Genomic DNA, 26258 nt, shown 5'->3' with positions numbered 1-26258 from the left:
TGTCTGAAAATCATATGAAAACAAGTGTTTATCTTTCAATGCATGTATTAGCATAGGGAATTCGGGTATTTAAAATAACTTCCTTTTAAAATGGTCCCGAATGAAACTGAAGTACTGCAGTTTTAGGCTGGCGAAGTACTTTGACACAATGGAATGATTAACTCATTTATGTTGATGCAGGGCCTGAACTGCTTGATTGTTTTCGTTGGCAACCGCTGCTTAAGGCGTACCGCCATACTCGATTGCGTTTGGCAACTACGTCCTCGGTTTGATGCTCCTAGCTATGCCGAGCGATTAGAAAGCTTTGAATGGTGGCATTGGGATGATGAAACACTAGCAGAAATATTGCCACCATTCCAAAAAGATTGCGGTGAGTTTTTGGCTTACTTTGAGCAAGTCTAACCCCAATATATTTTAAGTCTGAAACTAAAAAAGCAGCCTAGGTGGCTGCTTTTTCGTTTAATAACTTTATAGCGGTTTAGCTGGCAAGCCGTTTAGTTCGCTAACTGATTAATTAGAAAGCTTAGCCTCGACTTGCCCAAGTGCGCGTTGGTACATAAACCAAGCACATGTACCGGCAAGCACATTACCCACCATGGCACCCCAGAACAGGCCTTCAATACCAGCAAGCTGCGAACCAACCCACAAGCAAGGCAAGAAGAAGGCGAACAGGCGCAGCGCTGAAATCGTCAAGGCGGTGTAAGACTTGCCTAGAGCGTTAGACACAGAAACCATCAGCATACAGATTCCCAATGGCCCTAAGCTAATAGGCACGATCAGTAGGTGATAGTTCAAAATCGTTGATACTTCGCTTTCACTGGTCATTAGGTTGGCCAGTCCGCTCGAAAATAACCAAGTCACTAATGCTATCACCAGCTGGAAACCCAATACGAACATGACTGCAATCTTAACGAGCTTACGTATGTTTATCAGGTTGTTCTCTCCTAACATGCGTCCAATCATTGGTGGCATCGACATCGTTAGTGCAAGCACGGCGACAATCGAGAAGAATTCAAAACGTGAACCCAACGCCCAAGCAGCAACGGCAGCGGTGCCATAGCTAGCAAGTAGCTTAGTGGCAAACATTGATGAAACGGGTGGCAGCAGCTGACTGATCATCGCTGGTCCCATGATGTTGCCAATGGAGCGAACACTCTTACCAATGTTGAGATCGTGCCAGTCAAATGTCATCCAATGTTTCTTAGTTACCTTAGGAGCAACGATAAAGATGCCCGCACCGAACGCTAAAATGGTCGCAATGGCTGCTCCATTGATGCCCATGTCGAAAGTAAAGATGAAAATCGGATCCAATATCAAGTTGATGATACTGGTCGCGATCATCATTGAACCGGGCAGCATGGTATTACCGTTGGCACGACAAACACTGTAAAAGAAGTAGAGTAGGGCTCCTGTCCAAGAGCTGGCTAGCCAATAGATCCAATAAGAATCAATGATCGGTAATACCGTCGGTGGCGCATCCAACAATTGTAAAATTGGCCCACGAAGCAGATAGATGATGACAGAGAAAAGCGCGACACTCACGCTGCCCATCGCAATCACTAATCCACCAAGCTGCTTAGCGTAGCGCGTTTCATTCGCGCCAATGGCTCTTGCAATTACCGCGGTCGTTGCGATTCCTAGCCCGACCTGTATACCAATGATGATCATCTGTATCGGAAGTGTAAAACCTTGAACAGCGAGCGGTAGCACGCCCAGTTGGCCAATGAAAGCACTGTCTACAAGTTGGAAGCTCATCAGGGAAAGTACCCCAAATAGCATTGGCCATGTCATTGTATAGAGTTGTCGGCCAAGAGAAGGCAAGGGAGTTGCGGTAGTAGAATTCATAACACTCTTATCGGTCTTGAAGTTAGGCTTGTTGTGGTGACAAACCTCTCAATGAAGAATTGCGTAAAGGATAACGTAAGGTCAGCTCGATACCAATAATTGTTATTAGATCTATCGATATTACCTTTGCACAGCTTCATCGGTATGTGAGCATTGTGCGATGCAACTTTATGCGTTCGCTTATTGAAATTTACGGTGTCGTATCTTGTTTCTGAGTTTTATATTGGCGGATTGGGTCTAAAGGTTTTTAAGTCGACTATTTCTAATGTTTCGCTTTGTGCCGATAACTTGGTGCTGTGATACCAACCCAACCTTTGAAAGCACGGTTAAAGTTGCTCAAATCACTGTAACCAACTTGCCAACTGATCTCTTGAACTGAAAGGTCGGTCTCTTCGAGTAGCCGTTTTGCCTTGGTTTCACGAACTTGTTCTTTGGCTTCTTTAAAAAGAATGCCTTTACTCTTTAGATTTCTCTGTAGTGTTCGTTTTGTCATGCCGAGCATGGTCGCAAACCACTCAATATTGAACCAAGGTAAAGTCGAGTAAGTGTTTATCAGTGTCTTTACTGCTTGATCCCAATCTTGGGTACTATTTTGTTCTGAGATAGCGCGATAGTCGTCGGGCAGTGGGATCGCAATCGCACCATATTGTTGCTCAAACTGAATATCAGAATTAAAAAAGTGTTTAGGTAACTGACGCGCACCGTTGTTGGTAGAGACAAGTTTAGCGCGTGATGGTTGCCACTGGTCGTCTATAAACTTACGGCATAGGGTAATCACTGTAAGAGATCTAAACCATTCGGATTGTTCAAATCCAGAGGTTGATGGATGATAGCAACTGCGATGACATAACCACCACAAGCCATCTTTTTTCTCGGTCCATATCGTGACGTGGTTGTTCAAACTAGGCATTTCAGCGATCAAACAACGAATGGCTTGTTCTAACGATATGCATTTCTCTATCTCATGGTGTAGCTGTGGTGAAAGTTGTTCGAGAGAGGTTTTTCGCCCAACTTCAATACCAATCGAATAACCAAACTTACGTTCAAGTCGATGAATAAAAAGAATTAAATCTTGGGTAGGGAGCCATTGGTTAGACTGTGTTAGCTCAATTGGTAAACCGCACTCGATAGCGACACTGCGCCAGTCAAGCGATCTCTTGTCACAATATGCAATGTACGGGGCAATATTACTGGTAGAGCTCAATAGTATGTTAGTTATGTTCGATGATGCTTTCATTATTGTTAGTATTACCTATAAATGTCACCAAATGACCTAATTAAGTGTAGCGCAACTTCATATACTTCTTCTAACCCAAAGAGGAGAAGAACATGAAACTTACACCTATTGCCCTAATTCTTTCATCACTCACGATTTCATCGCTTGCTGTGTCATCGACTGTATTTGCAGAAAACCCAGTAGAAGCTGCGCTTAAGATTGAAGGCGCGCAGGTTACTCTACCTGTAAAAGATGCTCACCAATCTTTTACTCCTAGTTTCGTTGATTCAGCTCGCGAAAATTTCAATAATTTCCATTGGCAAATGGGTGGTGATCATAGTGTTTATTACAACATGCACATGAGTGAATTTATGCCGACTGCTCTTGCCGCTCCTAATGCTGAATATAAGCCATTGGTTAAAAACATCGATTCACGCCTTGCTAAATTAACCGTAAACACCGAAACCAAAGGTGAACTGACGATGGAGCAATACCTAGCGGATGAGCAGTTCAGAACTCAAGGCTTCATGTTAATTCACAAGGGTGAAATTGTTTATCAGGCTTACCCTGGCATGAGCCCAACAGACACCCACGTTTGGGCGTCAACAGCGAAAACGACAGTAGGCGCAGTAGTCGCAATGTTGGTTGAAGAGGGAAAAGTCGATCCTGAACAAGACATTACTCACTTTGTTCCCGAACTCAAAGCAACTAATTGGGAAGGCATCACTGTTCATCAGATTCTCAATATGTCGACTGCGCTAGACAACGAAGAAACGCTTGAATCGATACTTAACCCTGATTCTGACGTAGTGCGTTTCTTTGCTGCATCGTTTAATTCACCAAGAGCTAAAACCGGTGAGATGGAAACGTGGATGAATGTTGCGAAAGGAGCACAAAAACTAGAGGGTGAGAAAGCAGGTGATCATTTCCGCTATGCCTCAATCAATACCATGGTTTTGACCAAACTAGTCGAAAACATTGAAAACAAGACTTGGACTGAGGTATTTGAAGACCGTGTTTGGTCTAAGGTACATGCTCGTCAGCCTATGCAGATCAACCTAACACCTGATGGAATGGGTATCGCGGTAGGTTTGGTTTCGACGACCTTAGAAGATATGGCACGTTGGGGAACGTTATTTACACCGAGCTGGAAAGCCGTTGCTGATGAGCCTGTGATCTCACAAGCGGTGATTGACCGCATTCATAATGGTGGCGATCCGAAAACCTTCGAAGGCACCAGCAAAGATAGTAGTTCAGTGCATGCTTTTAACGAAAAGGCCGACTACAACTCTTATCAATTCGATTATATCTTCAATGACGGTGCGATGTCGAAAAGTGGCAACCTTGGCCAGTTTATCTATATCGACCCAGAGCGTGATTTTGTAGGCGTGATGTTTTCAACCAACCCATACCACTCAGGTTTTGGTGAGAATAAAGGCCCGGCACTGATGCGCTCTGCAGCGAAACTACTTGCCGGCAAATAATCTACTTATAATCCAACAGGATGTTCCAGGCTTCAAGGAGGAAGCAAACGACTTTCGAGATATATAATGAAAAAGTTTGCTCTATTGATCCCTTTGAGTTTAGGTTTAGCGCTGCCTGCACATGCAGAGTCCGAACGTGTTATCGACCCGGCTGATGTCACCAAAGTTTATACTCAAGCTGCATTGATGTTGAACGGTAGCTCAGATATCCAATTTCAGGGACAAGTTTCTGGCGGTTTAGAAAACGGTCAACAGTTTGCCCTACTTGCTGAAGCGACGTTTGTCGATGAAAGTAACACAGCGCTTCGCGATCCAGACAAGTTTGGCACTGAGTACAGTAACTCTAGAGTCCAGTATTTCCATGTATTTGAGACGGGTACTAAGGCGACACCTAAAGTGGGTCTGTCATTAGATTACATTAATACGCGTACTAACATCAAAAACGATTTGTTGTCGGTTGGCGGGGTTGTTGCGATTAATCCTGCTTATACCGGTGGATTTCTTGTATTTCCAAGAGCAGGGTTGATGACAGGTAGCATGGAGATCCCTGGTGTTACTTCATCTAAAGATGATTTAACGGGATACTCTCTTGGTTTGATTACCGCGAAGCATCTCGGTGACTTTGGCGCCTATGTGTCTTTAGTACCAGAGTGGCAGGATCTTTCTGGCGATGACATCGATATGCAGAACTTCTCTTTCAAAACATCATTAAATGTACCGATGAACAGTGCAAGAACTTGGTGGTTGAATACGCGTTATGACATTACCAAAGCAGATGTTGATGTGAAAGGTGTGTCAATGCCGAATGATTGGCAAACCGAGGCTTGGATTGGTGTGAGATACTACTTCTAACCCCTAGTTTGCTAACATGCAAAGAACCTAGAAAAGCCAGTCATCGTGACTGGCTTTTGTCGTTTAGGTCTCGCACGAAGCGTTATTTATTTGCTACGTTACCAAGCTTCAACCATGTATCGATAACCGTGTCTGGGTTTAGGGATACAGAGCTGATGCCTTGTTCCATTAACCACTCCGCTAGGTCATCATGGTCAGATGGGCCTTGACCACAAATGCCCACGTATTTACCCGCTTTGGTTGCCGCGTCGATAGCCATTTTCAGCATCGCTTTTACAGCAGGGTTACGCTCATCGAATAGGTGTGCAACATCGCCAGAGTCACGGTCAAGACCAAGCGTCAGCTGTGTCATGTCGTTTGAACCGATAGAGAAGCCATCGAAGTATTTCAAGAACTCTTCAGCCAAAATTGCATTCGATGGTAGTTCACACATCATGATGACTTTCAGACCTTGGTCGCCACGGCGAAGGTCGAACTTAGCCAGAATGTCGATAACCGATGCTGCTTCGCTTGGAGTACGAACGAATGGAATCATGATTTCAACGTTTTTCAGACCCATTTCGTTGCGAACACGCTTGATCGCTTGAGTCTCTAGCTCGAAACAGTCTTCGAATACTGGTGAGATATAACGAGATGCGCCACGGAAGCCCAGCATTGGGTTCTCTTCATGTGGTTCAAACGTTTTACCACCGACTAGGTTGCTGTACTCGTTCGACTTAAAGTCAGACATACGTACGATTACACGCTTAGGCCAGAATGCAGATGCGATAGTCGCGATGCCTTCTGTCAGCTTGCTTACGTAGAAATCGATTGGATCTTTGTAGCCGCGAATACGCTCACTGATTTCTGCTTTTAGCTCGTCAGTTTGAGCATCGAAGTTCAATAGAGCTTTCGGGTGAATGCCGATCATCTTGTTGATGATGAACTCTAAACGAGCAAGGCCAACACCTTCGTTTGGAATCTGTGCAAAGTCGAATGCGCGATCTGGGTTACCCACGTTCATCATGACTTTGGTTGGCAGCATTGGCAGCTCATCAACTTCAGAACGTTTGATTTCAAAGTCGAGTTCGCCGTTGTAAACGTAGCCGGTTTCGCCTTCTGAACATGACACTGTTACTGTGTCGCCGTCATTCAGGCTGCTTGTCGCTGTACCACAACCAACAATTGCAGGAATACCTAGCTCACGAGCTATGATTGCTGCGTGACAAGTACGGCCACCACGGTTAGTCACAATCGCGGACGCTTTCTTCATCACAGGTTCCCAGTCTGGGTCTGTCATGTCTGTTACCAGTACGTCGCCTTCTTGAACCAATGACATTTGGTCTAGAGAATCAACTAAGCGAACAGGGCCTGAACCGATGCGTTGACCGATAGCACGGCCTTCAACCAAGACATCCGCCTTGTTGTTTAGTTCGTAACGCTCGATAACGTTTTGGTCACTTTGAGAACATACGGTTTCAGGACGAGCTTGGACGATGTAAAGCTTACCGTCGATGCCATCTTTTGCCCACTCAATGTCCATCGGACGTTGGTAGTGCTTCTCGATGATCATCGCTTGTTTCGCTAGTTCTTTGATCTCTTCATCGTTCAGTGAGAACTCGTTACGCTCTTGTGTATCGGTGTCGATGATATCAACTTGCTTGCCGATCTCTTGGTTGGTTGAGTAGATCATCTTGATCAACTTAGAACCAAATGTCTTTTTAACGATTGGATAGTGACCCGCTTCTAACATTGGCTTATGAACGTAGAACTCATCTGGGTTCACCGCGCCTTGTACAACCATTTCACCTAGACCCCAAGAAGAGGTAATGAACACCACTTGGTCGAAGCCAGACTCAGTATCAAGCGTAAACATTACACCTGAAGAGGCTTTGTCTGAGCGAACCATACGCTGGATACCTGCAGACAATGAAATTCCACGGTGATCAAAGCCTTGGTGTACACGGTAAGAGATGGCACGGTCGTTAAACAGTGAAGCATAAACGTGCTTGGTTGCTTCGAGTACCGCGTCGATACCTTTCACGTTAAGGAAGGTTTCTTGTTGGCCGGCGAAAGAAGCATCTGGAAGGTCTTCTGCGGTTGCAGATGAACGAACCGCAACAGACAATTCTTCGTTGTCTTCGATCAGCTCGCGGTAGTTATCGCGGATGTCTTGCTCTAGTGATTCAGGGAAGGGGGCGTCTAGAACCCATTGTCGAATCGTTGCACCTGTCTTACGCAGTGCGTCAACGTCTTCAACATCAAGTTCATCAAGTAGTTGGTGAATGCGCTCATCAAGACCTTTGTAGTCAAGAAAGTCGTTAAACGCATACGAAGTGGTAGCAAAACCATTAGGTACAGAAACACCAGCATTGGATAGGTTAGAAACCATCTCGCCCAGTGAGGCGTTCTTACCGCCGACTTTGTCGACATCTTCCATGGATAGGCCATTGAACCATAGGGTATTATTTTGCATTTATTTCTCCAGAAACATAGCAAGCATTGTAGGGATTTAAAGGCAAACGATTACGTATCAGTTTAAAAAAATGTAAATTATTTTCTAAAGCTGTGGGGGACGTAATAGTCAGCAGGGTTTTATTATCTATATTATGGTTACCATCCTACTCAAAATAATTTTAAACATTAAATAAAAAATGCAAATTGATATTCAAAGTCGTGATGTATTCTATGTTTCTGATGGAACGGCCATAACATGTGAGACTTTAGGGCATGTTGTTCTAGGTCAATTCCCATTCAAAGCCAATGAAAAAACCTTTCCGTTTGTGGAAAGTGAGGACAAACTTTCTGATTTATTAAAAGAGATTGATATTTCGTATCGTGATACCGGGTTAGAGCCGTTAGTGTTCTTTTCTATTGTGATCCCAGATATCAAAGCGAAATTACTTACAGCGCAAGCTCACTGTTATGACGTATTGGAAAGTATTGTTCAAAAGGTTCAGGATGATATTCAAATGGCACCGGTTCCTAAATTACAGCGCTCACGCAGTGTAAATAAGGATTCGGTTAAGTATTTCGACCGTATTGCAGCAATTGAATATACGCTCGCGCATGATGACGGCATTACTTTAAAAGGCCTGGAAGAGGCGGACATCATCTTACTGGGTGTTTCTCGAAGCGGTAAGACACCGACAAGCTTATACATGGCAATGCAATTTGGTTTGCGCGTTGCGAACTACCCATTTATCCATGACGATTTAGCGCGTTTGAAGCTTTTGCCAGAGTTTGAGATTTACCGACATAAGCTGTTTGGTTTGACCATAGATGCAGAACGATTGACTGAAATCCGTGAGAACCGATTGGCAGGCAGTGAGTATGCCAGTGATTCGCAATGTTTGTATGAGTTACAGACTGTAGAGGCGATGTTCCGCCGAGAAGCGATACCTTATATCAACACTTCTTCGCTATCAGTTGAAGAAATTTCTACACGGATCTTGGAGCGTACAGGGTTGAGGAGACGCTTGCTCTAATTAGGGGTATAGGGTGTTTAAAAAGAGAAGTTCATCGGTGATCTTCTCTTTTTGTTTTTAACGAGTTAACGAAGCAGCGAAAGCTTAAGTGTTTGGCTCTGGTGTTCTAACCAACGCTCAAGTGCTGGTGGCCACGTGATGCTTGGCTCAACGCAGAAACCGCGCAACATAGAAAAATACACAGCTTGGTCAATAAGCGGCAGAGACGACTGACCATTTTCTAGGTTCAGTAGAAGCTCAGTATCTTTTAATAACGGGTTAATCTGATCAACAAACTGTGGTGTTTGCTCAATCAGCTTATCGAAGTTGAGTTCTTCGGTTTCTTTGGCTGCACGCCATGCTTCTTTGCTTGCTGGTGATTGGTATTCGGCAAGGTCCAGTTTCCACCAACGTGGCAAACCAATACGCTGACTCAACGGGAATGCGCGGCTTTGAAACAGAATCACCTGCTCTGAAGGTTCTCGCTGTTCATCGCTTGATTTCAAATTCATAAAGTAAGCGATGATATCTAAGCTCTCCGCCATGATAGAACCGTCATCTTTTTGTAAGACCGGTACCATTTTTTTACCGATCAAATCGATAAGGGTTTGAGCATCGTCATAATCCACAGAGACAAGCTCGATGTTCAATTCTAGAGATTGAGCGATGTAGGCAACTCTTGCACAGAAAGGGCAGTGGTCGTAAATGTAAAGCTTCATAGCTTCCCTTAGTTCATAGTCAATACAAGTATCAGATGACGCTAATGTAACAGAAGTCTAGGCGGACAATAAGTGTTTGGTTTAAATGGCTACCGTCTAACTGTATGGCCCAAGTTTAGCCTGAGGCTTCTACTCTATGTATAAGATAATCAGTAGATTGAGGGAATTGCAGGCATAAAAAAGGCTCTGATTGTCCACTCTAATGCAGAAGAGTGAAGTCAACCAAAGCCTCAATATTGTTATCTTTAGAAGAGTGACTACTAAAGGAACACAGCAATCAAACTATGCTTTTTTAAGATCTTGCATTGGGTAAGTAAGCGGCAGTGCGCTTTCTACAGTTTTAACGTGAACGTAGTAACCACCAGCACTTAGGCCTGTAACTACCATCTCACCAAGCTCAACACCTTTTGTTGCAACAACACGATCATCAACTGAAAACACTTTACACACCTTCAATAAATTAAATTAATACGATAGATATCGAACGCGGATTTAAACAGATGGTACGTTAATCGACTAATCCGGTTATTTGTCGTAAAGATTAAATTTGATTATGTATAAATTAAGATATCTTAAAAGTCATATTGTTAACTGACTAAGCGAGTTTATTTGTCCGCAGGATAAACGACACCAACTTGCTGACGCATCTCTGTAATTAACTTAGCAACTGTTAAAGCGCGTTTTTCCGCTTCAGCTTGTGTTGTTTTATCCCCACCGATACAGTTTGCAAAAGCTTGCGCTTCGTAACTCATTGAGTTCTCGCTCTGTGTTTGAGTGAGATTTTCAATGCGGCCATCTCGGTATCGGATCTTAACATCGGTACATTCGGCGATGTGATCGATGATGATCGCGCCGCACTCACCTTGGATCTCACTTGGTGCGTAAGAGTCACTGACTTTGGAGTGCGCAAGGGTTACGTCAAACTCTGGGTATTGGAAGACCGCACAGCCATGCGCATCAACGCCAGAATCAAGCAGTTTTGCTGAAGCATGTGCACTTTCTGGCTTGCCAAACAGAGCAACTGTTGCGGCTACGCAGTAAAAGCCGATATCGACCAAAGAGCCGTTAGAGAAGGCTGGATTGAAGGTATTAGGATTACCTCCGTTTAGATATTTCTGATAACGCGATGAATATTGGCAGTAATTGATGTGTGCCTTATGTACCTTGCCGATTTTTTCTAATCCGAGTTGCACTTGTTTAAAGTTTGGCAGAAATTGAGATTTATATGCTTCAAAAAGCACCACACCGTTTTGCTCTGCGACTTCAAACATTTGAGTTGCTTCATCGATATTGGATGCGACAGGCTTTTCACATATGACATGCTTGCCATGTTTCATCATTAAGATGGATTGTGTGCAGTGCAATGAATTTGGTGAAGCAATGTAGACCGCTTCGATAGTGCTATCACTCGCCAAAGCATCAAGCGAGTCGTAGGTTGTATTAACATTGAACTCTTGAGCGAATTGAGAGGCGCTCTCTATGTTTCTTGAATAAACTGCAGCAAGTTTCATCGATTGAGTTTCGTGGGCAGCTTGAACAAACTTCTGAGTGATCCAATTGGTTCCAATTACAGCAAACTTAATCATATAGGTATCCAGTCGTTAGTGTATTGATTCTGCAGAGATAGTAGCATTCCACGTCATCGAATGTGTCTGAGAATTGAGGAACAATTAGTTCCCAAATGTTGCCTTATATCAAAAATACGGAATCATGGGACACGTTGGGATTCAGTTACAACGGTGCATAACGAAGGCATTTTTGCTAAAGTATTATGGAATTTAAATAAGGTAATGATATGCAAGTTCGGACAGCCAAGGTAACTGATATTCGCTCGATCTTAGAGCTTTCTGACCAGATAAATCGCCAACATCATCATGGCGCTCCAATGGTGTTTGCTCCCGCGTCTCAATCTTTTTCAGATAGTGAAGAGTACTGGTTGGGGCTGATGCTCGATCCCATTGGTGCTTTCTTAGTCGCTGTTAAGGGTGGTCAAGTTATCGGATTTTTGGCTGGGAAAGTTACGCAGAATCGCGGGGTGAGTTTTATCCAACCTCACAAGATCGCGAGAGTGAATACGATTGTAGTTAACGATGAAGTTCAGAGCCAAGGTGTTGGTAAGTCATTAATGAAGTCATTTAATCAGTGGGCTCAAGCGAGAGGAGCCATTGAACTCCGTTTGGAAGTGATGGAATTCAACCAACAAGCTCAGAGTTTTTATGAATCCTTGGGTATGGAGACGCAATCACGAACCATGTCTATGCGATTTGAGGAGATTTAAGCGTGCGTCTGTTTGCTCCTTTATTCGCTTATTTAGTTGTGTCGATGCAGATTGTTTATGCTGAAACATCTCCAATCGTGGATGTCCCCGTCTATGGTAACAAGTTAGTCGTAGAAAAAATCGTTTCAGATGCAACAGCTATTGAAACTATTGTGTTTGAGTCCGCACCTTCTCAATCTAGTCGCACTCCAACGTCATCAGTATCAGTGCCTCCAAAGCCTATCCTTAACCAAGACTCGCATAAAAATGGCGTTATTCAAAATACTAATAGCGAGCAGTTCGCCCAACTATCTCAAGGGACATCCCGCCGAATTTACACAAAACAAAATACCGATTCTTCAATCGATCCGTTGTTACAAGTTGTGACTTTGGTGAAGGTTGATAAATCTAAACGTCGAATGTATCTGCTGAAAGGGAATGAGGTCATTCAGGAGTTTCGAATAGCGTTGGGCAAGGAACCAAAAGGGCATAAACGTTTTGAAGGGGATAACCGCACGCCAGAAGGTCAGTATCAACTGGATTACATCATGGAAGACTCTGATTTCTATCGTTCGGTGCACATTAATTACCCGCGTTCTTCCGATAAGCAATGGGCCAAAAAAAACAAGGTCGACCCAGGTGGCAATATCAAAGTCCACGGTATTAAAAATGGTGAATGGCGTTCACCTAGTTTTATCCAAAGCTTCGATTGGACTGATGGCTGTATTGCATTGACCAATCAAGATATGGATCAGTTTATCGAATTAGTTGGAATGGGTACCCCTATCCATATTGAATGGTAGGATATCGGCACCCATTTCCCTGAACAACTCTCAAAAACAATTGCCGAAATCAGCGCTAGAGCCAGTTACAGTAAGACTCGACCTGCACTGAAGATAGCAATTACAATGAGCAGTGCAATCGTGACGGGCTTGAATTTCTCTCCGCCAAATCTCTCAAACAACTTAGAACCCACATAGCCACCCAACATACTGCTTGGTAAAAGAACTGCGGTATGCCAGATCACATCTCGGTTTACTAAGCCTGCTATCGAAGCAGAAACAAATGCACTCGAATCGGCCAAAACAAAGAAAGCGATTAAACCCGCTCTTGCAATGTGAGGCTCTACTGGGCTAGCTAATGCATGTGTGCCAACAGGAGGCCCTGACATTGATGCTGCACCATTCATTACGCCAGCAAGGCTTCCCAGAAGATAAGGAGCAAATCTAGGCTCACTTTGATACTGGAACCCTTTGTAGATCATAAGTGCAGAAGCGAAGATAAATGCACTTATGATCAAGATTATCGCATCTTGGTTCACGGATTTGAGCAGGATTAAGCCGACAGGGGTGAAGGCTAAGCAAGGAATAAACACCTTCGAAACCCAGCGCCAATTTACGTGATGTTTAACCTTCGGTAATAATTGGATATTGCCTAACAGGTCGATCAGCATGAAAACGGGAACGAGTTCGATAACAGGCACGAATAACGCACTTAATGGCAATGCCACTAGGGTGAAACCGAAACCTGAGAAGCCACGAACTATGGCAGCGAAAATGAAGATTGCACCCAAAATTGGGAAAGTTGGACTAAAAATGAGATCCATAAATGAAGTAACCAATGAAGCTGCTTAAGAAAAGCGAGCTAATGAAACCAAGTGAGTAGCGGAATGTACTCCTACTCACTTGTGTTTACTACTTAATTTGCAGGTTTCTCGGGGTTAATTTCAAAGACGTTAAAGGTTATTTTCTGGTATTTACTAGGTCAATTTATAGCGCTGAATTTATCTGGAAAATCAGTGAATACCGCGTCCACTTTTGAAAGGAATTTGAAGCGAGAGGGGTCATTCACGGTATAGCACCATGTTTGAATTTTTGCTTCGTTAAGCGTATCAAGATCGCTCTGATTCACGTGTTCATAATTCATATGGCAGCTGAACGCTTTGACCTTATCAATGAGCATCAGATCGGCTTGAGTCAGTTGTTCGGTAATCACGCCAACGCGGTATCTCGGTAAATGGTGAGCGATTTCAACGATCACTTGATGACTGAAGCTAGATAATAAAATCCTATCTGTATCCAGATTTGAACGGATCAATTCTGAGTGTAACAGATCAACCACATGCGGGGCTTGATGTCTGCTATCGACCTTGATCTCTAGGTTAACGCTAAGACCGTGTTGTTCAACTAGGCCAAGTAGCTCTGAGAGCGTCAGTATTTTTTCTCCAGAGAACTCTTCAGATTTCCAGTTTCCGAAATCAAGTTGGCGCAGCTCTGCGAGCGTGTGCTCATCGACACGCCCTTTACCATCACTACAACGTTCTAGTGTGTGATCGTGACAAACCACAAGTTGATCATCCTGTGTAGGTTGAATATCAACTTCCACCCATTTCAAACCGAGTTTTGCGGCTTGTTCAATGCTTGCTTTGGTATTTTCTGGGTGAGTACCTGCTACACCTCGATGACCTACGATGATAGACGACATAATTAATCCTTCTTAAAGACGCACCGTAAAAACGCATTAATTATCAGTGTACTCGATTAAGCTAGAGCCGTCGTTAAGCTTGTCGTATCTTCGTGTGACTCCTGTGATGTGAAGTTATTTGGGTGAATGCGTTTGCCATGATTGTCAAAAATATGCAGGTTGGATTTATCGATGCTTAGTCCGAGAGGGACGGCTTGGCACAGCGCCGTTTCGGGTGTCACAGCGATAAAGGGTTGTTCGTTCACAAGGCCATGAACCAATTGATTTGGCCCTAAAGGCTCAACCACGCTGATGCGTAATTCAAGCGGCAGCGCGTTCATGACTAAATCGGCACAAACCTCAGAGTGTTCTGGCCGAATACCAAGTGTGATGGATGTGTTTTTTACGTGGGCGTATTCGGGCAAGTACATTTGCTGGTCGCCAATTTCAAGGTAGCCGTCGTCGAGTGTTGCTGGTAAGAAATTCATCGCAGGGCTGCCAATGAAGCTTGCCACAAAGGTACTGGCTGGCTGGTGGTAGACCTCTCTTGGTGTACCGACTTGCTCTATTTGACCGTTGTTGAGTACCACAATTCTGTCAGCTAGTGTCATGGCTTCAACTTGATCATGAGTGACGTAAACACTGGTCACGCCAAGCTCGCGTTGCAGCTTTTTGATTTCTAACCTCATGTGAGCACGCAGTGAGGCATCTAGGTTAGATAAAGGTTCATCAAACAAGAACAGTTGAGGGTCGCGTACGATCGCTCGTCCCATGGCAACACGTTGACGTTGACCGCCTGACAATTTAGCGGGTTTATGATTGAGATATTCTTCGATTTTGAGTGTCTTGGCGACTTTCTCAATTTTCTCTTCAATTGTGTGTTGGCTGACACCTCGGTTTTTTAACCCATAAGCCAGATTTTTATACACTGTCATGTGTGGGTAGAGCGCATAATTCTGAAAAACCATTGCGATATCGCGCTTTGCTGGCTTCTCGGTATCGACTCGACGACCGGCTAAGTGAATCTCACCGCCAGAGATGCTTTCTAACCCAGCAATGGAGCGCAAAATAGAAGATTTACCACAGCCTGAAGGGCCAACTAACACGAGAAATTCACCTTTTTCGATATCAAGAGATACTCCTTTAACGGCACGGTGACCATTTTCGTAAGTCTTGACCAAGTTCTTGATACTCAACATGATTGGTGTATTACGCGTCTGTCCGTTGTTTGTTTGGTGGTGACCAAGTATTTGATGACGAGTCGTCATTTGCGAGTCCTCTGTATTTTTGTGGATAGTTTGTTGAGAAGCTTTGTACTCATCTAGCGATTGAATATGGTTATCTTTCATTTGAGTTGTGTCGTTATTATTTTTCACTTTCTACTAGCCCTTTTACAAACCAACGCTGAAATACAACCACCACTAAAACGGGCGGTAACATGGCTAAAATGACCATGGCGAAAACATAGTCGTAGCGTGGTAAACTGGTTTCATTGATGTTGTTGAGTACTTGTTTGATACCCATCACGATGGTGTTGTAGCCTTCGTCGGTGGTCATCATGATTGGCCACAGATATTGGTTCCAACCCACCACAAACATGATGATGAAGATTGCGGCGATCATGGTTTTAGACAGTGGCAGTAAGATGTCGATCAAAAACCTAAATGGACCTGCGTTATCTAATTGTGCGGCTTCTAGCAATTCGTCGGGGATGGTTTTGAAGAACTGCCTAAAAAAGAACGTCGCGGTGGCTGACGCGATCAAAGGCAGAATTAAACCTGTGTAGCTATTAAGAAGCCCGAGCCCTGCAACAACTTCATAGGAAGGGATAATACGAACCTCTAATGGCAGTAACAGCGTCACGAAGATCAGCCAAAACCACGCCGTGGCGTAAGGGAGTCTAAAGTAGACCAAAGCAAACGCGGCCATCATCGAAATTAAGATCTTACCGATCGCAAAACCGAGCCCCATGATCATCGAGTTGGCGATCATTTTACTGGCGGTGACTTCGCCACTAAAGCCCATACTCTTGTTCCAAGCTTCGCTATAAATGGCGGTAAAGTTATCGCCTGGGAGCCATTGCAGGCCATCGCTGACAATGGTGTTTGGGTTATGCGTCGAACTGGCGAAGATTAGCCAGATAGGGACCAACATAAACAGCATCCCAGCAATTAAAATTAGGTGGTCAGAGACCTTATTACTTTTCATAAATAACTCCTGTCGCGTAATTCATTGCACGCTTGGCTTTCACTGGTGGTTGCTCTCTATTGCCGATAAGTAGCGCGATTGAAGGGTTAATAGTGAACACGCTTTTCTACAACGCGGAACTGGATAAAAGTCAGAGTGAGTACCAGTACTAAAAGCACTACAGATTGCGCTGAACTACCGCCCAAATCGGCACCAACAAAGCCGTCTCGATACACCTTGTAAACTAACGAAGTTGTACCGCCACCAGGACCGCCATTGGTCATGGTGTCGATCACGCCAAAGGTTTCAAAGAAGGAGTAGGTGAGGTTGATGACCAACAGAAAGAAGCCAGTAGGGGCCAGTAGTGGGAAAGTGATGGTCCAGAAACGTTTCGAGTCACTGGTACAATCCAGCATCGCTGCTTCTTTTACCGCGTAAGAGATCGATTGAAGTCCCGCCAGAAAGTAGATGAAATTCACCGAAACCTGTTTCCAAACCGACACTAAAATCAGAGCAAACGTGGCATCTATAGGATCGGTCTGAAAGCTAAAGTCCCAACCAATAACTGCAAATAACTCGGTAAACACGCCAATGTGTGGGTTAAACAAGAAAGCACCGATTACGCCTGCGATCGCAGGAGCAACGGCGTACACCCAAGTGAGAGTGACCTTGTAAGCCCCTTGTCCGTGAATGATATTGTCGGCTTTTGCGGCGAGCAGCAAAGCCAAGGCAAGCGATAGGAAAGAAACCACAATCGCGAACATCAGGGTAAAGCCAATTGAGCTGAGATACTCGCTCGATTCGAATAGCATTTGATAGTTTTCGAACCAAACGAATAGAGAAGAGGTGCCCCAAGGATCTTCCAGCATAAAGGAGAGATAAACTGCCTTTGCCGCTGGGTAGATAAAGAAAACCGCAATGATGAGTATCTGAGGTGCTAAAAATAGGTAAGGCAGCGGAGAGTGAAAGAATTGTTGACGTCGTTCCACAGGGTAATCCCAAAAAGTTATTAAAAGTTGACCACTAGCTAGTGACAGTTATCACTAGCGCGATATCAAGGAATGCATCCAGTTGAGTTATCGTTGTTGGAGCAAGAAATGGCGCTAATGAATAATCTCCTCGCGCCTCGTCATGACTCTATTTATTCGAGGGTGCTGACAAGACGTGAGGAGTAATTTACTGCTTTGGTTAGTTAAGCTTCTAAACAGAAACTTCTGAGTTAATAAAGCAGCTTTAGCTAACGAGCCGACCTAATTCATCGTGCGAGCGAAGCGTTTTAGTAGCTTGCTGCTTTCATCTTCGACTTTGTCTAGGCTGTTCTCAACGCTAGAGCGGTCAGCGAAGATATTGTCGAACTCACGGTGCATCACTTCACGGATCTGCGGGTAATAACCTAAGCGGTAGCCCTTAGTCCATTCGCCCGATTTAAGGCTTAGCTGCTTAACACCCACTTCTGCGTCTGGTTGTTCTTTGTAGTAACCAGACTCTTTCGCTAGTTCATATGCAGCGGTTGTTACAGGTACATAGCCCGTGGTTTTGTGCCAGTAAACCTGTGTTTCAGGCTTAGTCAGGTAGTCAAAGAATGCAGCCACACCTTTGTCTTGTTGTTGGTCATGACCATTGAGTGCAAACAGAGCGGCACCACCAATGAAGGTTAAGCCAGCATCCGGGTTAACCGATTTCCAGTATGGAAGGTAAGTTGTGCCTAACTCGAAAGGTACGCGGTTACGTAAACCACCGAATGAACCTGAAGAGCCCATCCACATTGCCACTTCTTGGCGCTCGAAAGGCGTTTGGTTTGCATCCCAATCGCTGCCGTAATACTTGTAATAACCTAGATCTGACCACTCTTTCATCTTGCTAACGTGCATCATCATGTCTTTGGTGTTGAACATGATCTTAGTAGGTAAACCGTCGTAACCGTTGTTTTGGTCAGAGATCGGTAGGTTATGACGAGACTTAAAATTCTCGAACATGATCCAAGGCGTTAGAGATTGAGAAAACGCAATGTGTCCTTCCGCTTTCAGTTTCTTAGCGACAACTTCTAACTCTTCATAAGTCTTAGGCGCGTCGGCACCTACTTCCGCGAGAAGATCTTTGTTGTAGTAGAGAACTGGTGTCGAACTGTTGAAAGGCATACCAACCATCTTGCCTTGGTTGTCTGCATAGAAGTTACGAACGCCCGCAAGATAATCGTTCGAGTCAAAGTTGTAGCCAGACTCAACCAGAATATCTTGTACGGGTTTGGCGACACCTTTAGCGTTCATGATGGTTGCAGCACCGGCATCGAATACTTGTAGAATGTTAGGAGCTTCGCCTGCTCGATATGCCGCGATACCCGCTGTTAAGGTCTCTGTGTATGAACCTTTATAGATTGGCGTGATCTTGTAATCATCTTGTGACGCATTAAAGTCAGTCGCAATCTTATTGACGGTTTCTCCAAGTTGGCCGCCCATTGCGTGCCACCAAGTGACTTGAGTCGTTGCGAACGCTGGCATTGCCGCTGTTGCGGAAAGAACGCCTGCCAAAATTAGCTTATTCATCTTCTTTTCCTTTTGGATGAAATCGATGTAGAGGTATTGAATTAGAGTATTAACGAGACGGTAGGGGTGTCGTTTGAAGCTATCTTGAACAGGCCATATTTCACTTACGTGGCTAAACCGTTTCAGTGATATGAAAGATTCGTTTCGATTTTATTTAAGAGAAAAGTTATTGATGGTTTTGATATTTATTGTGTGCAGTTTTTAAGAGGTTTGTTGTTCAATGCTCGCTCAATATTTGTTCAACAAAAAAGCCTCTCAAAAGAGAGGCTCTGAATAAGATAGATCTTGTATAAATTGGCTCAGTTCTAGTGTGCGATATCAAGTTGGTTGTCTTTCACGCCGTTAATACGGAACCAACCAGCAATACTGAATCGCTCTGTGTTTGTCGGCAGTACCTCGTGTGGGAACTGTTCAGATAAGAACACAAATAAGCGGCCTGACTTTGGTGGAATGGTCGCGATGTGGTTGTCTTTTAGATCGTAAACCACAAGCTCACCTGCGTCGTCTTCGGTCCATTCGTCGTTCATGTAGAACACTGTAGTCAGGCGGCGGTTCTCATTACCTTTGAAACAGTCTAAGTGCTTCTGGTAGAAGTCGCCTTTTTCGTATTTAGCAAAGTGCGCTTCGTACTCGAACAGACCTAAAAAGAATGCTTGGTTTGCTTCTAAACGAATTTGTTCCATTTTGTCGAGGAACAAAGATGCTGGTTCGCCCATATCACGGCGTACCCACTGAATTTTGTCACTACGAATCGTTGCTTCTCGTGCTACGTCATCGTTACGGCCGATCCTAGCCTTTTTCCAGTTCTCTGGAATGGAATCCCTCAATGCCACTACTTCTTCGCGAGTTAAGAAGTCATCCCAAACGAAATAGCCTTGGGTAGAAAGAGCATCGATTAGTTGGTTCATGTATAGCACTCAGACAATAAATTAGAGGCGCATATATAGTCCGAATAACTCAGGTCAACAAATAACATGTTTTGTCGTTACGATAAATGGTGCTGAGCGCTTAAAGCGTAAGGCTTGTTAAGCAAGGTTTTCGGTCATGTGAGCATTCGGTAATACTGAAAAATATCGGATTAAATTGATGATCATCTTTGGAATCTGTTCCCGTTGCACTGAGTTGAGTTGGATTTGAGTAATTTAGTGGATACCAATGGAAATCTTGATTCGAGCTTTCTATTCGGTTTAGGTTGTTTTTAACAAAATGATCACAATTGATTGTGAGTTTGCTATGGTGTAGATCCGACCAGTTGTTTTATCACAAGGAGTGGGTTTGCAACTGCATACTATTAAAGGTTATATCCAAGACATATATCTCGTAGAGTACCCTGACAGGTTGCTGCTGCTTGATGGTGCATGTCGAGCTGACATCCCGCATTTGAAGGATTTCATCGAAACTGAGCTTGTGCGTGATTTTGCTGATTTGCATACGGTTGTGGTTACGCACATGCATCCAGACCACGCAGGAGCAGCGCACAAGCTCAGAAAGCTGACCAATTGTCATTTGGTTGCAGCAAACCGAGACAAGGATTGGTATTACGGCATTGATGGCATTTTGATGCATATGACCGATCTGGCATTGGCACGATGGATGGCGAACCGATTGGGCAAGCCAAAAGCAAATTTGTGGTATTCAAGAAAGTTAAAGCCCGACTTCAAGTTGTCGGATGGTGATAGCATTCCGGGGTTTGATGACTGGTTAGTTCTAGAAACACCGGGTCACACTGACAGAGATCTTTCCGTCTATTGCCCATCACACAGTATTGCCTATGTGGCGGACTTAATGGTTGAGGTCAAAAAGAAGCTGATTCCGCCTTTCCCAATTTTTCATCCCAATAAGTATCGAGCGTCGGTGTCTCGTATCTATGACATGCAGGTCGACACCTTGCTGGTGGCGCATGGGGGACAAGTGAATTTGAGTGAGCAAGCATTTGAACATTTGTTGCTGAGTGCGCCAAGAAGGCCCGTGACACATTGGCGAGTGACTAAAATTAAACTCAAAGGTTTGGTTAAATCTGTTTGGCGATTTGGGTTTAACAATAAAAAAAATCGCCACAAATAATAAAGGCCAGTCTCAAAGACTGGCCTTTATTAACGCGCGTTGTTGACTCACTATTTGAGCTGTGGAGCAGTTCAATTAGTGAGAAATTAGAAATTCGCCCGCTGGGTCAACAATCACTTTGTCACTCATGCCTTGACGACCAAGCAGCATCATATAAGTCATATCCTGACGGTTGCTCAGTGTGATATCGATAGGCCATTCCTGACCACCAATTTTTAGCATGGTTTCAATCACACAACGGTGTTCAACTTCGCCGTTCGATGACTTGATTCTTTTACTTGTTTTCAGCTTCGCCTTGCAGCGCACTGTTTCTTCTAAGTGGTAAACGTCTGGGTGAAGATCGAACTCAACGAAGTTTTCACCGTCTGTTTTTACACATAGTAGATTGTCTACGTGCAGAGAAGAGGTTTGAGCCCCTGTATCAACACGCGTATGTAGTCCAGTTATCCCTAACTCTGGTAAGCAAAGTGCTTCTGTATTCCCTATGATCATTTTATTGTTCATGTTTTTTCCAATCATGAGTAAACGGCGTTTAATCAGCCTTTGCCACGAGTACGGTTAGCGTTTGGTTTTGCATTTTTCTCGATGAATCCGAAAATCATATCTGCTACATCTTTGCCTGTCGCTTTCTCGATACCTTCTAAGCCTGGAGAAGAGTTCACTTCCATTACAACAGGGCCATTCTTAGATTGTAGAATATCGACACCACATAGGTTTAACCCCATGATTTTAGCTGCATTGATCGCTGTTGCGCGCTCTTCTTTGGTTAGTTTAACCAGTTGAGCTGTACCGCCACGGTGCAGGTTAGAGCGGAATTCACCCTCACCAGCTTGGCGCTTCATTGCTGCAATAACCTTGTTACCTACAACAAAACAACGGATGTCTGCGCCATTAGCTTCTTCAATGAACTCTTGAACCAATATGTTCGCTTTTAGGCCCATGAATGCTTCGATAACGCTTTCAGCTGCTTTGTTTGTTTCTGCTAGAACCACACCGATACCTTGAGTACCTTCAAGAAGCTTGATAACCAGTGGCGCGCCACCTACGTTTTTGATCAAGTCTTGAATCTTGTCTGGGCGGCTAGCGAAACCTGTTTTTGGTAAGCCAATACCTTTGCGAGACAACAATTGTAGTGAGCGCAGTTTGTCGCGAGAACGACTGATTGCTACTGACTCATTGATACAAAAAGTGCCCATCATTTCGAATTGGCGAACAACCGCAGTGCCATAAAAGGTAATGGAAGCGCCAATACGTGGAATAACAGCATCGTATTGAGGTAGCTCTTCACCCATGTAGCGAATCTTCGGATTGTTACTCGCGATATCTATATCACAGTGCAGCGTGTCGATAACATCGACCTGGTGACCACGTGCTTCTCCAGCCGCTTTTAAGCGAGAAGTAGAGTATAGATTTTCGTTGCGAGAAAGAATTGCGATACGCATGGCGTTTCCTTAGTTAATACCTGATTGGTAACTGCAAATAAATGAGTTGTTAGCTGAGCTTTCAGTTTTTCTGAGGCTCTTTGCTTGCTTCGGGGCGAACCTTAAGGCTTTTCGTTTAACTAAGAAAACGAATTAAATTTGTCGAGTCGACAACGGAAATTTATCGAATGTGTGAGCGATTGGTACAACTAGGTTGAGAGGGAGTTTGGAATGGAAAAGCGAGTTGAGACCTAACTCATATTGGGGGTAGGAGCCTATTAGGTTGTACTCAACTCGCGTTAACTCGGTGCTTAAAAGTGTACTAATAACGCCAGTTACATAGCTCTATAAGTGTTCGTAGTGCTTCTCTTTCGAGCTTGCTACAGGTGCTTTTTAGCTTATTAAGATAGTATTTTCTCATGATGATTACTTCTCTTGTATTAGGCTTTGGTAGGAACTCGTCGTTCCTTGTTGACCCATTAATTATGGTCACTTAATAGGAAGTAATAAACAGATGGATTTTTAATAAGTTGTTCCTGTTTTTGTCTTTTATCGCTACTTTTGAGCTGATGTGTTTTATAATGAGCTTAATCAGGAAGAGTTGTTTCTAAAAAGGTTCATTATTTGTCTGATCTAAACATGATGCGTTACTACACAAGGCTAGATTCGTTTGAGCCTAACCTCTCACACTCGGTTACCTTAACTGAGGTCGCAGACAAGCTGTTCACCAGCTTGCGCCATGCTCGCACCTTGTTAGGTAAGATGCATCAGGCTGAGTGGGTGGTGTGGGAACCAAAAGTCGGTAGGAATCAACGTTCTAATCTGACCTTGCGCTTTAGCAATCAAGAATTAAATCAACATGTTGCCAGTAAATTGATAGAGCAGGGCAAGTACGAAAAAGCACTCTCAATTCTAGACAATGACCGCGCTGTATTTGGCTCTCTCCTCCAAGAAACCTCTGGCGCGACAATGCGTGAAGGGCTGCTGCACGTGCAATTAACCTATAAACGTAAGTTTGAAGACCTATTCCCGCATCATATTCACCGCAGTAGTGAGCGATTTTTGATCAGGCAAGTGTTCAGTTGTTTAGTGACTTGTAATGGCAAAGGGGAGTTGAAGCCTGAGTTGGCGCATCACTGGCAATATGATTCTGAAAAGCTCGTTTGGACTTTCTATCTGCGCCCAGGGCTTACTTTCCATGACGGACAGCCTGTGGATGCTAAGCAATTAGTTTCGATGTTTTCTGCGTTGCAAACCTTACCTTTCTATCAGACAGAACTTGCCCATGTCGCTTCAGTTTACAGTGAGCAGCCGTTAAGAATCAGCTTCCAACTGACCAAGGCCGATACTGGTTTTGCTGGCTTGCTTGCTGGCGTTAAGTATTCAATTCAACCTGCTGCGCAAGTGACCCGTGAGCCATCGCCATTCAATTCGGTATCTCATGCTGTTATTGGAACAGGGCCCTTCAAAGTGGTTGAGACCAATAATGAACGTATCAAACTCGCGGCATTTGAACATTATTATGGCTGTCGTTCTTTAACGGATGAGGTCACCATTTGGCAATTTGAAGAATCAATGTCGGGCAGTGCTCGTTTTGATGACAGCCAAATGCACGTATCGCCTTATGAAGATTCTTCTTGCTTTCATCAGTTAGGGAAAAGCGATGCGGAACTTGTTTCTGCAGACACAGACGGCCTTCGTAGCCGAGTCGAGGATGGGTGCTTATTTATCCTGTTCAATCAAAACTCTGGGGCAACTCCGCTTAATAATGAGCAGCGTAAATACCTTTCAGAACTGACCAACCCACAAGCGATCTTGTCTCAGTTGGAACATAACAAAGGTCTGTTTAGTGTCTCTTTGGCTCAAAATATACTGCCAAGTTGGCAGAAATTGTATCGAACGCCTTCGAAAGAGGCACAACTGCCGAAAAAGATGAGTATTGCGGTTTACGACTATTATGCGTTGTATCGATGTGCCATCTGCGTTTCAGACATATTGAAGCGATATGGCGTGGAAGTTGAGGTGAACACCTACAGCTTTCGCGAACTGGCGCAGCTCTCTCAGAGTGGCGATTTAAAAGAAGACTTGGTGCTGTGTAACTTGAATCTCGATGATAATGCTCCGTCTTCGCTGTTTTCGTGGATGATGAATGATCCTGTTTTGCACTCTGCATTAGGAGAGATGAACAGCGATTGGTTGAAGCAGCGCTTAGATCATCATAAGGCATCGGTTGAACTGCCGAATTACTTGGCAGAGTTGGAGCCCGTTGCATCGACGCTGATCTCGGATTATTGGTTAGTGCCTATGTTCCATCACCTACAAACCGTGCGTTTCCAAGGTATTCTGAAGAATGTAGCCATCACGAACTGGGGTTGGCCAGATTTCAAGAATGTATGGTCTGCGGATTAATATTTCTAACTAAATAGATTCACTATTCTTTTCTAGCCGATCTCGGCAGGTCCACATATAGCCAAAATATAAGTTACACTAGCCGGTTTACTTTTTAGTTTTACTATGTAAACTAATCAGTGTAGTTTTGCGTTGGGATAGACCCAATGATTAAAGAGATACCAATGAAAAAATATCTATTACCGATTTTAGGAGTACTTGCCGTGGTCGCTATCGTAAGCACAGGTTCACAATCAAACGACAATCTAGATAAGCTTCCGAAGAAGTTTGTTAACAGTGAGTTTGAATACAAATCGGGTATGTCTGATATTTTTTCAATCTTGAAAGCTTACGTGACTGTGGAAAGAAATGAGCCGGTGCCACGAGCTGCATTGCCTCTGATACCGATGACAGCCGAGCAACTGATCGAAGAACAAGACGATGTTGCTTACCGCTTGGGTCACTCTAGCGTGATGATGAAACTGGATGGAAAACTAGTGATGACTGATCCTGTGTTTAGTGATCGCGCATCGCCAGTGCAATGGATGGGGCCAAAGCGCTTCCACCCAACACCAATCTCATTACAAGAACTGCCTGATATTGATGTGGTAGTGATCAGCCACGATCATTACGACCATTTAGACAAAGGTGCCGTAAAGGTATTAGCAGACAAAGTAGGGACATTTTTGGTGCCACTCAGAGTCGGTGCTCTACTAGAAAAGTGGGGCGTGGATAAAGCAAAGATCATTGAGTTGAACTGGTGGGAGTCAGCAACCGTTGCTGATATCGAGTTCACTTTGACGCCGACACAACATTTTTCTGGGCGTGGCTTACTTGATCGTGACCAAACATTGTGGGGGAGTTGGGTCATTAACGCTTCAGATAAGAAAGTCTTCTTTAGCGGTGACTCTGGTTACTTCAACGGCTTTAAAGAGATTGGTGAGCGTTTCGGACCGTTTGATTTAACCATGGTTGAAACGGGCGCGTATAATTCACTTTGGGCGGATATTCATATGTTCCCAGATCAAAGCGTTCAAGCGCACATTGACCTTCAGGGTAAGGTGATGATGCCAATCCACAACAGCACGTTTGACCTTTCTATGCACGATTGGCAAGACCCAATGGAGCAAGCACTGACGATAAGCAAAGAGCGAGACGTGCAAATGGTGAGCCCTGTGATGGGTGAGCGCCTACTGATCACAGAGCCAGTGCCCGTTCAAGCGTGGTGGAAACTAGCATCGAATTAGAGCTGTTACCTAATTAGAACTGGCATCTAATTAAAACGGTCATCTAAGTTAGAGGTAGCCATACCGCTAATCTATATCAAATCAGCTCATACAAAAAACGCCACCGATCGTACGATTCGGTGGCGT

The 26258-nt window shown here is 44.1% G+C and carries 24 protein-coding genes; 9 read left to right on the top strand and 15 right to left on the bottom strand.

All coding sequences use genetic code 11. The annotated features are described in order from the left end of the window. Positions 1-168 precede the first annotated feature (168 nt). A complete protein-coding gene (locus ACFI6G_RS12690) occupies positions 169-402 on the top strand; it encodes an LbetaH domain-containing protein (protein WP_010428389.1) in 234 nt (77 codons plus the stop codon). Positions 403-510: 108 nt separating this feature from the next. Here ACFI6G_RS12690 and ACFI6G_RS12685 read toward each other — a convergent pair whose 3' ends face one another. Next, positions 511-1845: an MATE family efflux transporter gene (locus tag ACFI6G_RS12685; protein WP_016789377.1), complete on the bottom strand. Its 1335-nt coding sequence runs from the start codon at positions 1843-1845 to the stop codon at positions 511-513. 262 nt (positions 1846-2107) lie between these two features. Next, a complete protein-coding gene (locus tag ACFI6G_RS12680; RefSeq protein ID WP_010428403.1) occupies positions 2108-3082 on the bottom strand; it encodes a helix-turn-helix domain-containing protein in 975 nt (324 codons plus the stop codon). Between the two features lie 92 nt (positions 3083-3174). Between ACFI6G_RS12680 and ACFI6G_RS12675 the strand changes: the two genes are divergently transcribed. Together ACFI6G_RS12675 and ACFI6G_RS12670 are read left to right on the top strand one after the other, a co-directional pair. Continuing rightward, complete coding sequence (locus tag ACFI6G_RS12675) at positions 3175-4545, top strand: serine hydrolase domain-containing protein (protein WP_016789382.1); 1371 nt, start codon at positions 3175-3177, stop codon at positions 4543-4545. Between the two features lie 66 nt (positions 4546-4611). Continuing rightward, positions 4612-5397: a hypothetical protein gene (locus tag ACFI6G_RS12670; protein ID WP_010428407.1), complete on the top strand. Its 786-nt coding sequence runs from the start codon at positions 4612-4614 to the stop codon at positions 5395-5397. 82 nt (positions 5398-5479) lie between these two features. On the opposite strand, the gene ppsA is transcribed toward ACFI6G_RS12670, so the two are convergent. Continuing rightward, entirely contained in the window at positions 5480-7852 is a 2373-nt protein-coding gene (gene ppsA / locus ACFI6G_RS12665) for a phosphoenolpyruvate synthase (RefSeq protein ID WP_016769087.1), read from the bottom strand. A gap of 178 nt (positions 7853-8030) precedes the next feature. Between ppsA and ppsR the strand changes: the two genes are divergently transcribed. Further along, the gene (gene ppsR, locus ACFI6G_RS12660) at positions 8031-8864 is read left to right on the top strand and encodes a posphoenolpyruvate synthetase regulatory kinase/phosphorylase PpsR (protein ID WP_010428412.1); all 834 of its coding nucleotides are present in this window, start codon (positions 8031-8033) and stop codon (positions 8862-8864) included. A 65-nt stretch (positions 8865-8929) separates the two neighbouring features. Here the strand turns inward: ppsR and grxB are convergent, their stop codons facing one another. The 3 genes from grxB to ACFI6G_RS12645 form a co-directional block, all read right to left on the bottom strand. After that, positions 8930-9562 (bottom strand): glutaredoxin 2, encoded by a 633-nt coding sequence (gene grxB, locus ACFI6G_RS12655; protein ID WP_010428415.1) that lies wholly within the window; start codon positions 9560-9562, stop codon positions 8930-8932. 282 nt (positions 9563-9844) lie between these two features. Beyond that, positions 9845-10003, bottom strand: a complete 159-nt coding sequence (locus tag ACFI6G_RS12650; protein WP_010428418.1) for a hypothetical protein — start codon at positions 10001-10003, stop codon at positions 9845-9847. Positions 10004-10167: 164 nt separating this feature from the next. Then, complete coding sequence (locus tag ACFI6G_RS12645) at positions 10168-11148, bottom strand: Gfo/Idh/MocA family protein (RefSeq protein ID WP_016769089.1); 981 nt, start codon at positions 11146-11148, stop codon at positions 10168-10170. Positions 11149-11357: 209 nt separating this feature from the next. Between ACFI6G_RS12645 and ACFI6G_RS12640 the strand changes: the two genes are divergently transcribed. Together ACFI6G_RS12640 and ACFI6G_RS12635 are read left to right on the top strand one after the other, a co-directional pair. Beyond that, positions 11358-11840: a GNAT family N-acetyltransferase gene (locus tag ACFI6G_RS12640; protein WP_010428424.1), complete on the top strand. Its 483-nt coding sequence runs from the start codon at positions 11358-11360 to the stop codon at positions 11838-11840. Between the two features lie 2 nt (positions 11841-11842). After that, complete coding sequence (locus ACFI6G_RS12635) at positions 11843-12622, top strand: L,D-transpeptidase family protein (protein WP_010428428.1); 780 nt, start codon at positions 11843-11845, stop codon at positions 12620-12622. 65 nt (positions 12623-12687) lie between these two features. Here the strand turns inward: ACFI6G_RS12635 and ACFI6G_RS12630 are convergent, their stop codons facing one another. From ACFI6G_RS12630 to ACFI6G_RS12600, 7 genes are all read right to left on the bottom strand, one after another. Then, positions 12688-13425 carry a sulfite exporter TauE/SafE family protein gene (locus tag ACFI6G_RS12630; protein WP_010428431.1) on the bottom strand — a complete coding sequence of 246 codons (738 nt, stop codon included), beginning with the start codon at positions 13423-13425 and terminating at the stop codon, positions 12688-12690. Between the two features lie 158 nt (positions 13426-13583). Next, positions 13584-14303 (bottom strand): glycerophosphodiester phosphodiesterase family protein, encoded by a 720-nt coding sequence (locus ACFI6G_RS12625; protein WP_016769091.1) that lies wholly within the window; start codon positions 14301-14303, stop codon positions 13584-13586. Positions 14304-14359: 56 nt separating this feature from the next. Beyond that, complete coding sequence (gene ugpC, locus ACFI6G_RS12620; protein ID WP_016789384.1) at positions 14360-15658, bottom strand: sn-glycerol-3-phosphate ABC transporter ATP-binding protein UgpC; 1299 nt, start codon at positions 15656-15658, stop codon at positions 14360-14362. Next, complete coding sequence (ugpE, locus tag ACFI6G_RS12615) at positions 15648-16490, bottom strand: sn-glycerol-3-phosphate ABC transporter permease UgpE (RefSeq protein ID WP_010428440.1); 843 nt, start codon at positions 16488-16490, stop codon at positions 15648-15650. The genes ugpC and ugpE overlap by 11 nt, the downstream gene beginning before the upstream one ends. Positions 16491-16576: 86 nt before the next feature. Continuing rightward, positions 16577-17458: an ABC transporter permease subunit gene (locus ACFI6G_RS12610; protein ID WP_010428443.1), complete on the bottom strand. Its 882-nt coding sequence runs from the start codon at positions 17456-17458 to the stop codon at positions 16577-16579. 261 nt (positions 17459-17719) lie between these two features. Beyond that, complete coding sequence (locus tag ACFI6G_RS12605) at positions 17720-19012, bottom strand: extracellular solute-binding protein (protein WP_462710291.1); 1293 nt, start codon at positions 19010-19012, stop codon at positions 17720-17722. 305 nt (positions 19013-19317) lie between these two features. Continuing rightward, a complete protein-coding gene (locus ACFI6G_RS12600; RefSeq protein ID WP_462710290.1) occupies positions 19318-19920 on the bottom strand; it encodes a 2OG-Fe(II) oxygenase in 603 nt (200 codons plus the stop codon). Between the two features lie 367 nt (positions 19921-20287). Between ACFI6G_RS12600 and ACFI6G_RS12595 the strand changes: the two genes are divergently transcribed. Then, positions 20288-21076: an MBL fold metallo-hydrolase gene (locus ACFI6G_RS12595; protein ID WP_462710289.1), complete on the top strand. Its 789-nt coding sequence runs from the start codon at positions 20288-20290 to the stop codon at positions 21074-21076. Positions 21077-21151: 75 nt separating this feature from the next. On the opposite strand, the gene ACFI6G_RS12590 is transcribed toward ACFI6G_RS12595, so the two are convergent. Next, positions 21152-21580 (bottom strand): ATP-dependent zinc protease family protein, encoded by a 429-nt coding sequence (locus tag ACFI6G_RS12590; RefSeq protein WP_004733090.1) that lies wholly within the window; start codon positions 21578-21580, stop codon positions 21152-21154. 32 nt (positions 21581-21612) lie between these two features. Then, positions 21613-22518 carry a 30S ribosomal protein S6--L-glutamate ligase gene (gene rimK, locus ACFI6G_RS12585; protein ID WP_010428457.1) on the bottom strand — a complete coding sequence of 302 codons (906 nt, stop codon included), beginning with the start codon at positions 22516-22518 and terminating at the stop codon, positions 21613-21615. Positions 22519-23121: 603 nt separating this feature from the next. On the opposite strand from rimK, the gene ACFI6G_RS12580 reads away from it, so the two are divergent. After that, positions 23122-24906 (top strand): SgrR family transcriptional regulator, encoded by a 1785-nt coding sequence (locus tag ACFI6G_RS12580; RefSeq protein WP_462710288.1) that lies wholly within the window; start codon positions 23122-23124, stop codon positions 24904-24906. A gap of 164 nt (positions 24907-25070) precedes the next feature. After that, positions 25071-26132: an MBL fold metallo-hydrolase gene (locus ACFI6G_RS12575; RefSeq protein ID WP_016788873.1), complete on the top strand. Its 1062-nt coding sequence runs from the start codon at positions 25071-25073 to the stop codon at positions 26130-26132. The last annotated feature ends 126 nt before the right edge of the window (positions 26133-26258 follow it).

Source organism: Vibrio sp. PSi01, assembly GCF_054960695.1.
Note: the sequence above shows the minus strand (reverse complement) of the source record. Positions and strands in the feature narration are given on the sequence as shown.